We start from the raw sequence: 11574 nt of genomic DNA, 5'->3' as shown, positions 1-11574 counted from the left end.
AGCGGAAACATGAAGAATTCTGCTCTGTTGAAATTGATATTTTAAATTTCAGCAAATTCTCACAACACCCTGAATATCAAAACATATTAAAAATCCTGAAAGCTTTAAAACTTAATATGCTGCCATTTTTCTTCTACGCTTTTTATTTTTTGACGAAGCTTGACTAAAAATTTCTGATGCTGTTCAGATTCCGGATTAAAGCTTCGATGGTGCAGACTTTTTTGAATTTCTCCTACTTCCTGCAAGGTTGAAATGCTATTCTCTGCAATATAATTTTCACTGAATCTCTGCCAGATATAGTCAATTGCTACAACATTCGGATGCAGCATATCTTCGGCATAAAAACGATAATCACGAAGTTCGTCCATCATAATTTCGTAAGAAGGAAAATATCCTAATTGCTGATTGTCGATTTTAGATTGCAGATTCTGGTGAAGCCCCGTAAACAGATGTGACTTACTCAATTGATTTTCTACAAAACCGTCTTTGATATGGCGCACTGGTGAAATGGTAAAAATGAAATTTACATTCGGGTTTGAACCATGAATTAAACGGATTGTATTTTGAATGCTTTTCTGAATTACATCAGCAGTCAATAATTCTTTCGTGAATTGTCTTTGCGGTACTTTATGACAATTAGCGACTACTTCGTTACTTTCAATATTTCTGTAAATCCAGGAGGTTCCATAGGTTACTATGAGATGAGTGGCCTCCTCGATTTGTTTGTTTGTTTTGGTAATTGCTTCGTTAAGTGTTTGCAACAACTCCTGTCGATCGGAATGACTCAAATCTGAATGAACTTCAAAACAGTGCCAGCGTTCGTTATGAAAAAAAACATCTTTCTCCGTAAAAAACTCTTGTTTAACCACTCTCTGAATCACTTTCTCAATGGAAACCGGATTGAAGATAATTCCAAATGGATTGGTTTCGTTCTGAAGCTTAAAATAATCAAATTTCTCTGCCATGTTTTCCGCAAAACAAGATCCCATAGAAATGATCTTCGAATGATAATCGATTGGATTACTGCTTTTTGAAACTGGAATCTGGGTTCTGAATTGCATGAAGTTGTTTTGTGTAAATTTCGGTTATTTTTCACAAACAAAAAAGCCGAAAACAAAATGTCCCCGACTTTTCGCCCCCAAATTTTAAACTTTCTACTAATAGAAATATTCAGATGTATATTTTAATCCTTCAGCATTATCAATGCTTTTTTCAGGATATCCGGCTGTATTATACGCCTAACTTATAGATAGAACATATATTCTTTCCTAAAGTATCTGCAATTTCATTGTCAAAAACTCCGCTTCCTTCTCCATCCACAAAAAAAATTTTATCAAATCCTAAAATATTCTTAGCAGCATTATTTTTAGCATTACAAACGTAACACACCTAAAAATCAAAACCTTACGGGATTCCACATCGGAAACACAGACCTCAATCCAAAATAAATCTAAAGCACTGATAACAAACAACATACGCTAAAAAATATTTTAGAAAAAAAATAACTAAAAGACAAAAAACCGTATAAATACTTAGCTATTTTCTTGTATTTCCTTATTTCTCTCGGTTAAAAAAGTTGGAATCAGTGTTCTGAATTATATGACGTTTCATTTGAATACGAATTTTACCCGTTTTGGCAATAAAAAAACCAAATACAAGAGTATTTGGTTTTTCGTGTAAAGTTGATAAGTTTACTTTTAGTATGTAATTTGAGCTGTCTCCGTTAACGTTCCCTTATCATTAAATTGTTTTTTCTCCGTTGGAAAATTATTGTTATTGTAAACATAAGTGAAAGTACTTACATAAGATGAAGTCGCTGAAGTACCTGTTATTTTAACAACATTGTTAACTGAAGCACTCTCTTCTGTACCTGTTAAAAGTTTAACACCATCAATATTAGTATTAGGATTCTTTTTTGAATCATACTCATACGTATACGTAGTATTTGGTTTACCATAATAAGAACTTTCATACTTCACTAAGTTACCGTCTTTGTACGTATATTTTCCAATTTTTCCACCTTCTTCTTCAACTCCTGTTGCAGCATTAATATAAAACTCTGCAAAAGAAATAGTCCCATCCCCATTTTGGGTATATTTCGTTTTGTAAAATTTAGTTTCACCTACATTTTTTACAGTTTCAGAAGCTAGCTTTCCTGCAGAATAACTATATTCCGTAGTAGATTTAAGTGTCTTATCTATCCCGTATTGCTCTGTTTTTGAGATTAAATCACCAACATAAAAATGCTTAAGTGTGTAACCGTCATTATCTATTTCACTTACTAGTTTGCTTCCCTCATATTTAATGTCTGTATAATAATTCTCCGTAGGATCAGAATAAGAATAAGCAATTTTTGATGGTTTTACTGAAGCTGATGCATCTGCGGCATCATCACTTGAACAAGAAGAAACTACTAGAGCCAAAGCACTAAAAAGGCATAAAATTTTTTTCATTTTGATTTGGTTAAATTTATTTTGCTGCAAACTTAATACACCCCAAAACTAAAACCTTACGGGATTCCACATTTAAAAACACACCTTAATCAAAAACAGTCTCCAACACATTAGTAACAAGAAAGATATAGCAAATCCATTAATAATAAAGTTTAATAAAAAACTAAAATGCGATATCAATACTTAGCTTTTTTCTTAAAGTTTCATTTTGTTCTCCTATAAAAAAGAGGTCTTGCAGCAAATTAAAACACGCTACATCTAAAAAAACACCGGCAATTTCAACTGTAAAAAAATTTACATTTTTAATAACAAAAATCCATTTAACAGTGTTAAACAATTCACTACTTTTACATCTTCCATAAATTCAAATTCACTTATGAAATTACTGTATTCTTATATAATCAAACATAAAATGTTACTGTTTTTTGCTTTGATTATGGCTTCGATCAATATTTGTTTCAGTTTATCAGACTCTATTATTACCGGTAAATTAATGCAGGATTGTGGTGTTGGTTTACATAAATATGACGGAAACCCAGTTGGTTTTATCAAATCATTAGCATTCTGGTTAGGGCTTTCACTTGGTGCGGCCATGGTATCGAGAATTACCAAAAACTTTCAGGATTATTTTACCAATGTTGTCATTCAGCGTACCGGAGCGCAGATGTACACAGACGGAATTAAAAAATCACTGGACCTGCCGTTTGCCGAATTTGAAGACCAAAGAAGCGGTGAAACGTTAAGCAAACTCACCAAAGTACGTTCTGATTCTGAGAAATTAATCACACTATCGATTTCTTTAATCTTTCAGACCGTGATTGGTTTTGTATTTGTGATTGTTTATGTTGCCCGAATCGATTATCGTATTTCGATTATCTTTTTGATCACGGCGCCAATCATTGCTCTGGTTAGTTCATATCTGGGCAAAAAGATCAAAATTGTCTCTAAAAAAATCGTAAATCAAACCAATGCTTTAGCCGGTTCCACCACCGAAAGTTTAAGAAACATTGAACTTGTAAAAAGTCTTGGATTAACCTACCAGGAAGAAAAACGTCTGAACCTAAATACGTTTAAAATTCTACAGCTGGAACTTCAAAAAATCCGTTTCATCAGGAGTTTGAGTTTTATTCAGGGTACAACCGTACACTTTTTGAGAACTTGTGTGGTTTTTACTTTGTATTATTTCTTATTTGGAGGAAAGATTATTGTGGGTGATTTGCTAACGATGGTTTTCTTTACTTTTTTCATTTTCGGACCGCTTCAGGAACTTGGAAATTTCATTATTGCCTTAAATGAAACTAAGGTTTCCATGGAGAATTTTAAGACCTTATTGAGCGCTCCGAAAGAATTTCGTCCAAAAAACCCAAAGCATGTTGGAGCTATTCAGTCTTTACTCTTTTCCAATGTAAGTTTTCAACACAAAACCGCTAAATTTAAAGCGGTTGAGAATATCAATTTCGAAATTAAACAGGGACAAACTGTTGCATTTGTGGGCCCGTCAGGATCAGGAAAAACAACTTTGGTTAAATTACTGGTTGGATTGTACACCCCAGCTGAAGGTCAGGTATTTTACAACGACATCGACTCTACCGAAATTGACTTACTGGATCTAAGAAAACAATTAGGATTCGTTACTCAGGACGCACAGTTATTCTCAGGAACAATTCGCGAGAATTTATTGTTCGTAAGACCTAGCGCTACCGATGAAGACTTATACGATGCCTTGAAAAGAGCAAGCTGCGAAAAACTGCTGCAACGTGCCGAAGACGGTTTAAACACCACAATTGGTGAAGGAGGAATTAAAGTATCCGGTGGTGAAAAACAACGTTTGTCGATTGCCCGTGCTATTTTAAGAAATCCGAATTTATTGATTTTTGACGAAGCCACTTCTGCCCTGGATTCTATTACCGAAGAAGAAATCAATACCACTATTCGCAATATATCCGATAAAAACAGGATCACGGTTCTGATTGCGCACCGTCTGTCAACCGTAATGCACGCCGACAAAATATTTGTACTGGAGCAAGGAAAAATCATCGAACAAGGAAAACACGAAGATTTAATTTTTGAAAAAGGCTTATATTATGCAATGTGGCGCCAACAGATTGGGGAACGAAAATAATTAAGAGGCTAAGATACTAAGCTGCTAAGGTTCTGAGTTTTCTTAAATCATTATTAAAGAACACTATTTGTCATTTCGAACGAGGGTTTCTCCCTTCGCTCGAAATACTATAAAATATAAAATCCGACAGGTTTTAAAAATCTGTCGGATTTACATTTTTCTTACCGGAACTCGTTTCTTTTCAAATAAGCTTGTGAGAGTACTTCTATTTTTCTAATTGTTTTTTTTTAATAGGTATACTCTTTTGTTTCACTGCCATTTACCGATTTAGTTAAATAATTATCACTATTGTATGTATTCACATAGGTGTTTATATCCTGACTACCATCGCCAGATATATCAGTCACTTTTGTCAGGTTATTTGAAGAGTTAACATCCTGATCAAAAACATCGGAATCCAGCAACGAACTATATCCTAATATACTTTTGAAAGGACTGTTTTTAGTATCATATTCTACTACAGTCGTAAAACCATCCGATCCTTGTTTAATAATATTACCATTAACATCCAAAGTAAGAATGCTGGATGAATCTTCAGTTTCTTCAAGTGTTTGTGGATTAATTAGAAGTGTAATCGTCGAAATTGTTCCGTCTGCATTGTAGGTATAAGTTCTTTTTTTATGCAAAGAATTTCCCGAGTTAACTTTTAAAGTAGATTTAAGTTTATCATTTTCATATGTAAAAGTAGTAGTACTTGTATGAGTTGTACCTTCGTAAGTTTCTGTATATACTGCTTTTGTGATTAAATTACCGGTGTACGTAAATACAACTGCAGATCCATTGTCGTATGTTAAACTGGTAATTTTGTTTCCATCATAAGCATAAGTCACGGTACTGCTATCTTCCGGATAAGAGGCATTTGTGTATTTTTCTGTCATGGGCAAAAGCACATTTTCTGCATTGACAGCACTTTCAACATTACTGGAGCAAGAAGCTAAAATAAGTGATAAAATACTAAAAAAACATAGAATTCTTTTCATGTTTGGTAAATTTATTTGTTTATTAATCCTACAAATAAAGCAAAACAAAACCTAAAAACCTATCTCTTTTTATCTATAAAAAACTCTTATTTCTGAATTTGCAAATCTCGCAAAGACGCAGAGTCGCAAAGTTTTTTTAAACTTTTTATCACAGATTACTCACTACTCTTTTAATACCATATTTAATAATTGGAACGTTAAAGTTAATTAATAATCCTAATTTCATTTTCGTGATTTTGAGATAAGTCAAAACTTGCTTTGCGTGAACATCAGAAATCTGTGTAATTGATTTAATTTCTAAAATCACTTTGTTTTCTACTATTAAATCAGCTCTAAATCCGATGTCTAATTTCATTTGATCCCAAACTAAGGGTAAGGGCTTTTGCCTTTCTATACGTAAACCTCTCTTCGTTAATTCATGATACAAAATTGCTTCATAAACAGATTCTAATAATCCTGGTCCAAGTTTTACATGTATTCTATAACAAACATCGACTACGATAGCTGAAATTTCATTCTCTGTCATTTTTTCCTTTTTACAAAAAAAAAAAGAAAAAACCTACAAAAGATTATTCCGTTAAAAAAAAAGTCGCAAAGCTTAAAAAAACTTTGCGACTCTGCGTCTTTTGCGAGACTAAAAAAATTACTTCACGAAATCAATCGCTTTCGTCAAAGCCTCGCTAATTCCATCAACATTTTTACCTCCTGCGGTAGCGAAGAAAGGCTGTCCTCCTCCTCCTCCCTGGATGTATTTTCCTAATTCACGAACTACCTGTCCTGCGTTTAGATTTTTCTCTGCAACAATTTCTTTAGAGATGTAGCAAGTTAACATAGGTTTTCCTTCCTGTGCAGTTGCAAAAACTACAAACAGATTATGATAAGAATTCCCCAATTCATAAGCCAAATCTTTTGCTCCTTCCGGATTTAAATCTACTTGTTTTGCTAAGAACTGAACGCCATTGATTTCTTGCAATTCTTTAGCCAAATCACCTTTCATGTTTTTGGCTTTATCTTTCAACAAGATTTCCAATTGTTTTTTCAACTGAATATTTTCTTCCTGTAAAGACTGAATCGCTTTCACAGGATCCTGAGCATTTTTCAAGGTCTCTCTAATTTCTTCATAAGAAAGCAATTGAGACTCAAAATAATCTTTTGCAGCTTCACTTGTGATAGCTTCGATCCTTCTAATTCCTGCCGCTACAGCTCCTTCAGAAATAATTTTGAAATGCCAGATATCAGCCGTATTTGCCACGTGAGTTCCTCCACATAATTCGACAGAATCACCAAATTTAATCATACGAACCAGGTCACCATACTTCTCTCCAAACAAAGCAATTGCTCCCTCTTCAAGAGCCTGATCTTTTGGAATGGCTCTTTTTTCGATTAAAGGCAAACTTTCACGGATTCTTGCATTCACAAAATTTTCTACTTCTTTTAATTCCTCATCGGATACTTTTGAGAAGTGAGAGAAGTCAAAACGCAAAGAAGCATTTCGAACCATAGATCCTTTTTGCTCAATGTGCGTTCCTAATATTTTGCGCAATCCCTGGTGTAATAAATGCGTAGCCGAGTGATTTGACGATGTTTTTGCTCTTTGATTGGCATCCACAACCGCGTTAAATGTTCCTGTTAAATTCTCAGGTAACGATTTTGCCAAATGTATCGTTTGGTTGTTTTCTTTTTTAGTATCAATGATATAAACAATATCACCGTTTTGAGCTTCCAAATATCCTTTATCTCCGGTTTGTCCTCCGCTTTCACCATAAAATGGAGTCGCATTGAAAACCAATTGATAAATTTCACCATCTTTCACGCTATCTACTCTTCGGTACTTCGTAATTTTCACCTGATGTGATAATCTGTCGTAACCTACAAACTCCTGAATATCATCTTCTACCAAAACATTCCAGTCCCCTGCAGTTACTTTTGAAGCTGCACGAGAACGTTCTTTTTGTAATTGCAACTGCTCCTGAAATCCTTTTTCGTCTAATTTCAAGCCTTTTTCAGAAAGAATCAAAGCTGTTAAATCGATCGGAAAACCGTAAGTATCATACAATTCAAAAGCTTTTTTACCATCGATGGTATCTCCTGAATTGTTCAGAATCACAGCATCTAAAAGTACCAATCCCTGATCAAGTGTACGTAAGAAAGAGTTTTCCTCCTCGCGAATCACATTCGAGCAAAGTGCTTTTTGAGTTCTGATTTCCGGGAAAGAATCTCCCATTTGTTCACTTAAAGTTTCTACTAATTTGTAGATGAAAGCTTCTTTTATATTCAGGAAAGTAAATCCGTAACGAATAGCACGACGCAAAATACGACGAATTACATAACCTGCACCGGTATTTGACGGCAACTGTCCATCAGCAATAGCAAAAGCTACCGCACGAACGTGGTCCGCAATTACACGAATCGCAATATTTACTTTTTCTTCCGCTTCGTTTGATGCTTTAACGGTATAATTTGCCCCGGTGATAGTTTCAATTTCTCTAATCAAAGGCATGAAAACATCGGTATCATAATTGGATGTTTTTCCTTGTAATGCCATACACAAACGCTCAAATCCCATTCCGGTATCAACGTGTTGCGCAGGAAGTTTTTCTAACGAACCATCAGCTTTACGATTGAATTCCATGAATACATTATTCCAGATTTCAACCACCTGAGGATGATCGTTGTTTACTAAACTTTTACCTGAAACGGCTGCTTTTTCTTCCGGAGTACGCAAATCAACATGAATTTCAGAACAAGGTCCGCATGGTCCCTGATCTCCCATTTCCCAGAAGTTGTCTTTTTTATTCCCTAGAATAATACGATCTTCATCAATTAATTCTTTCCAGATATCCCAAGCCTCCTGATCAAACGGAACATTATCTTCTTTGCTTCCTTCGAAAACCGAAACATAAAGATTTTCTTTTGGAATTTTATACACTTCTGTCAACAATTCCCAAGCCCAGTTGATAGCCTCTTTTTTGAAATAATCTCCAAAAGACCAGTTCCCCAACATCTCAAACATCGTGTGGTGATAAGTATCGATCCCTACTTCCTCTAAATCATTATGCTTTCCTGAAACACGAAGACATTTTTGTGTATCGGCAATTCTTGGACTTTTTGGCGTTCCGTTTCCTAAAAAGTATTCTTTAAACTGGGCCATTCCCGAGTTGTTGAACATTAAGGTTGGGTCGTCTTTAAGTACAATAGGAGCCGAAGGAACAATAGTGTGTCCTTTACTCTCAAAAAAATCTAAAAATTGTTTACGTACGTCTTGTGATTTCATATTAAAATTAGAAAATGTGTCAATTTGAAAATGTGATACTTAATTAGAAACATGTTAATCTGAAAATGTGATACTTACCTCTTTTTAATACAAAAATTAAAGTTCCAAACAATAATTTTCGCATTTAAGACATTATCTAATTATCAAATTGACACATTATCTAACTGTTTTATTCCTGAAAAAAGCTTCGAACATCATGAAACATTTATTAAATTTGTTCGACTAACTTATTTTACAAGCTGCAAAAATAGGGTATTTTAAAATATGGCGAAAGTAAAATATTATTACGACTCAGAAAATCTGGCTTATACAAAAATAAAGACCCGAAAAAGGGCTAAAGTTGGCTATGCATTACTGTTTTTATTGGCTTCGGCATTATTTGGCTTTTTAGTTTTTATACTTTTAATCAATACTCCCTATTTTGAAACGCCAAAAGATCGTTTACAGGCACGAGAAATTGAAAATCTGAAATTACAATACGCCATTCTGAACAGAAAAATGGATGAAATCGATGCTGTAGCAGAGACATTGGAAAACAGAGACAATAACATTTACAGAGTCTATTTTAATAAAGCCGAGATTCCGGATTCTATTCGAAAAGCAGGTTTTAGAGATTCCAGAAAATACAAAGATTTAGAGGGTTACAACAATTCTCAACTGGTTTTAAACACCACAAAACGAATAGATCGTCTCTCTAAAGAATTAGCGATTCAGTCTAAATCATTAGATGAAATTTTAAAATTAGCCAGTACAAAAGGCACTTTATTGCTGGCAATTCCGGCCATTCAGCCTGTACGAAATGAGAATCTAATTCGTATGGCTTCAGGTTTTGGATACAGAACCGACCCGTTCACGAAAGTACGAAAAATGCATAACGGAATGGATTTCACCGCCAAAACAGGCACTCCCGTTTATGCTACAGGAGATGGCGTTATCGAGCGGGCCGATAATTCAGCATCAGGATTTGGAAATCATGTCGTCATCAGGCATGGTTTTGGCTACGAAAGTTTGTATGCGCATTTAAGCAAATACAATTGCAGACCCGGACAACGTGTAAAACGAGGTGATGTTATTGGTTATGTGGGAAGCACAGGAAGATCTGAAGGACCGCATTGTCACTATGAAGTACACAAAGACGGCAAAGTCGTAAATCCGCTGAACTTCTATTACGGCAATATTTCGGCAGTCGAATATGTGGCCATTTCACAAATGGCTAACCAGGAAAATCAGTCATTAGATTAATACTGCAAAAAGTAGTATTTTTGGAATAAATATAGAAAATTAAGAAACATGCATATTGAGCTTTCAAAAGATAAACGATATTACAGCATTGGCGAAGTAGCCAAAGCTTTTAATGTCAATGCATCATTGATTCGGTTTTGGGACAGCGAATTTGACATTTTGAAACCAAAAAAGAATGCCAAAGGCAACAGAATGTTTACGCCCGAAGATATCACCAACTTACAATTGATCTATCATTTGGTTAAAGAAAGAGGTTTTACGCTGGAAGGTGCCAAAACACATTTGAAAGAAGGACAAAAGAAAACATTAGATAAATTCGAAATAATACGTAAATTAGAGACCATTAAAACACAATTAATCGATATTAAGAACGAATTATAACCTATTAATTAAATCAGAAACAAACTTAAATTAAATACACATGAAAAGATTTTTGCCTTGGATTATTGGAGCAGTTGTACTTATTGGAATTTACAGCTGGGTTAAAGGGATTAACAATACTGCGGTAACATTAAACCAAACTGTAGAGCAATCCTGGGGAGATGTTCAAACAGCTTACCAAAGACGTAATGACCTTATTGGAAATTTAGTAAACACTGTAAAAGGTGCTGCCGATTTCGAAAAATCAACTTTAACAGCTGTTATCGAAGCTCGTGCAAAAGCAACAAGCGTAACCGTAGATCCTACGAATATTACACCGGAACAACTTGCTGAATTCAACAAAGCTCAAAGCGGCGTATCTTCTTCTTTATCAAGATTATTGGTTTCTGTTGAGCAATATCCAACATTAAAAGCAAACGAAAACTTCTTGAAATTACAAGACGAACTGGCTAGTACTGAAAATCAGATTTTAACCGCAAGAACACGTTTCAACGAAGCAGTAAAACCATACAACAGTCACATCAAAACATTCCCAAATAGTCTATTTGCAGGTATGTTTGGATTTAAAGAAAAAGCATACTTTAATGCTGTTGAAGGTGCAGACAAACCGGTTGAAGTAAAATTCTAAAACCTTTTTTTAGATCATAATCTAAAGTCAACAATCTAAACTCTAAAATTATTTCAATGTCAAAAGTAGAAGATTTTTTATCCAAAGAAGAAGAACAAGATATTGTTGAAGCTATTCGTGTGGCCGAAAATAATACTTCTGGCGAAATTAGAGTACATATAGAACAAACAACTTCTAAAGCCCCTTTTGACAGGGCTTTGGAAGTTTTTCATGAATTAAAAATGCACGAAACCCAGCTTCAAAATGGGGTTTTGTTTTACTTTGCCGTTGCTGATAAAACTTTTGCAATTTGCGGAGACAAAGGCATAAATGATGTGGTTACTCCTGATTTTTGGGACTGTACCAAAGATGCCATGATTCTACAATTTAAATCAGGAAACTTCAAACAAGGTATTGTTGATGGCATTTTGAATGCCGGCGAACAATTGAAAAAGTACTTTCCGTGGTCTGAAGGTGACAGCAATGAATTATCAAACGAAATATCAAAAGGATAA

At 34.6% G+C, this 11574-nt stretch carries 10 protein-coding genes; 5 read left to right on the top strand and 5 right to left on the bottom strand.

All coding sequences use genetic code 11. The features are described from left to right. Positions 1 to 104: 104 nt before the first annotated feature. The gene (locus M4I44_RS09795; protein ID WP_017498644.1) at positions 105 to 1061 is read right to left on the bottom strand and encodes a GSCFA domain-containing protein; all 957 of its coding nucleotides are present in this window, start codon (positions 1059 to 1061) and stop codon (positions 105 to 107) included. A gap of 636 nt (positions 1062 to 1697) precedes the next feature. After that, a complete protein-coding gene (locus M4I44_RS09790; protein WP_017498646.1) occupies positions 1698 to 2453 on the bottom strand; it encodes a hypothetical protein in 756 nt (251 codons plus the stop codon). Positions 2454 to 2829: 376 nt separating this feature from the next. Between M4I44_RS09790 and M4I44_RS09785 the strand changes: the two genes are divergently transcribed. Beyond that, entirely contained in the window at positions 2830 to 4575 is a 1746-nt protein-coding gene (locus M4I44_RS09785; protein ID WP_017498648.1) for an ABC transporter ATP-binding protein, read from the top strand. A 227-nt stretch (positions 4576 to 4802) separates the two neighbouring features. Here the strand turns inward: M4I44_RS09785 and M4I44_RS09780 are convergent, their stop codons facing one another. The 3 genes from M4I44_RS09780 to alaS all read right to left on the bottom strand — a co-directional run bounded on the left by M4I44_RS09780 (position 4803) and on the right by alaS (position 8829). Continuing rightward, positions 4803 to 5555, bottom strand: a complete 753-nt coding sequence (locus tag M4I44_RS09780) for a DUF2207 domain-containing protein (protein WP_249967174.1) — start codon at positions 5553 to 5555, stop codon at positions 4803 to 4805. A 148-nt stretch (positions 5556 to 5703) separates the two neighbouring features. Beyond that, on the bottom strand, positions 5704 to 6081 hold the full coding sequence (locus tag M4I44_RS09775; protein ID WP_249967173.1) for a GxxExxY protein: 378 nt from the start codon (positions 6079 to 6081) through the stop codon (positions 5704 to 5706). 117 nt (positions 6082 to 6198) lie between these two features. After that, the gene (alaS, locus tag M4I44_RS09770) at positions 6199 to 8829 is read right to left on the bottom strand and encodes an alanine--tRNA ligase (protein ID WP_017498651.1); all 2631 of its coding nucleotides are present in this window, start codon (positions 8827 to 8829) and stop codon (positions 6199 to 6201) included. Between the two features lie 264 nt (positions 8830 to 9093). Here alaS and M4I44_RS09765 point away from each other — a divergent pair, with 264 nt between their 5' ends. From M4I44_RS09765 to M4I44_RS09750, 4 genes are read left to right on the top strand one after another with little or no spacing between them, the layout of a single operon-like run. Next, the gene (locus M4I44_RS09765) at positions 9094 to 10071 is read left to right on the top strand and encodes a M23 family metallopeptidase (protein ID WP_249967172.1); all 978 of its coding nucleotides are present in this window, start codon (positions 9094 to 9096) and stop codon (positions 10069 to 10071) included. Positions 10072 to 10119: 48 nt separating this feature from the next. Continuing rightward, a complete protein-coding gene (locus M4I44_RS09760; protein ID WP_017498653.1) occupies positions 10120 to 10452 on the top strand; it encodes a MerR family transcriptional regulator in 333 nt (110 codons plus the stop codon). Positions 10453 to 10492: 40 nt separating this feature from the next. After that, the gene (locus tag M4I44_RS09755; RefSeq protein ID WP_249967171.1) at positions 10493 to 11080 is read left to right on the top strand and encodes a LemA family protein; all 588 of its coding nucleotides are present in this window, start codon (positions 10493 to 10495) and stop codon (positions 11078 to 11080) included. A 56-nt stretch (positions 11081 to 11136) separates the two neighbouring features. Continuing rightward, positions 11137 to 11574, top strand: coding sequence for a TPM domain-containing protein (locus M4I44_RS09750; RefSeq protein WP_249967170.1), 438 nt, complete (start codon positions 11137 to 11139; stop codon positions 11572 to 11574).

It is taken from the genome of Flavobacterium sp. B183 (assembly GCF_023539155.1).
Taxonomy (GTDB): Bacteria; Bacteroidota; Bacteroidia; order Flavobacteriales; family Flavobacteriaceae; genus Flavobacterium; species Flavobacterium tructae.
The sequence above is the reverse complement of the archived record's forward strand: the minus strand, read 5'-3'. Positions and strand labels throughout refer to the sequence as shown.

Coding starts and splice junctions, on each gene's coding strand:
- M4I44_RS09780 (WP_249967174.1), bottom strand. CDS start 5,555: ATGAAAAGAATTCTATGTTTTTTTAGTATTTTATCACTTATTTTAGCT.
- M4I44_RS09790 (WP_017498646.1), bottom strand. CDS start 2,453: ATGAAAAAAATTTTATGCCTTTTTAGTGCTTTGGCTCTAGTAGTTTCT.
- M4I44_RS09755 (WP_249967171.1), top strand. CDS start 10,493: ATGAAAAGATTTTTGCCTTGGATTATTGGAGCAGTTGTACTTATTGGA.
- M4I44_RS09760 (WP_017498653.1), top strand. CDS start 10,120: ATGCATATTGAGCTTTCAAAAGATAAACGATATTACAGCATTGGCGAA.
- M4I44_RS09795 (WP_017498644.1), bottom strand. CDS start 1,061: ATGCAATTCAGAACCCAGATTCCAGTTTCAAAAAGCAGTAATCCAATC.
- M4I44_RS09765 (WP_249967172.1), top strand. CDS start 9,094: ATGGCGAAAGTAAAATATTATTACGACTCAGAAAATCTGGCTTATACA.
- alaS (WP_017498651.1), bottom strand. CDS start 8,829: ATGAAATCACAAGACGTACGTAAACAATTTTTAGATTTTTTTGAGAGT.
- M4I44_RS09775 (WP_249967173.1), bottom strand. CDS start 6,081: ATGACAGAGAATGAAATTTCAGCTATCGTAGTCGATGTTTGTTATAGA.
- M4I44_RS09750 (WP_249967170.1), top strand. CDS start 11,137: ATGTCAAAAGTAGAAGATTTTTTATCCAAAGAAGAAGAACAAGATATT.
- M4I44_RS09785 (WP_017498648.1), top strand. CDS start 2,830: ATGAAATTACTGTATTCTTATATAATCAAACATAAAATGTTACTGTTT.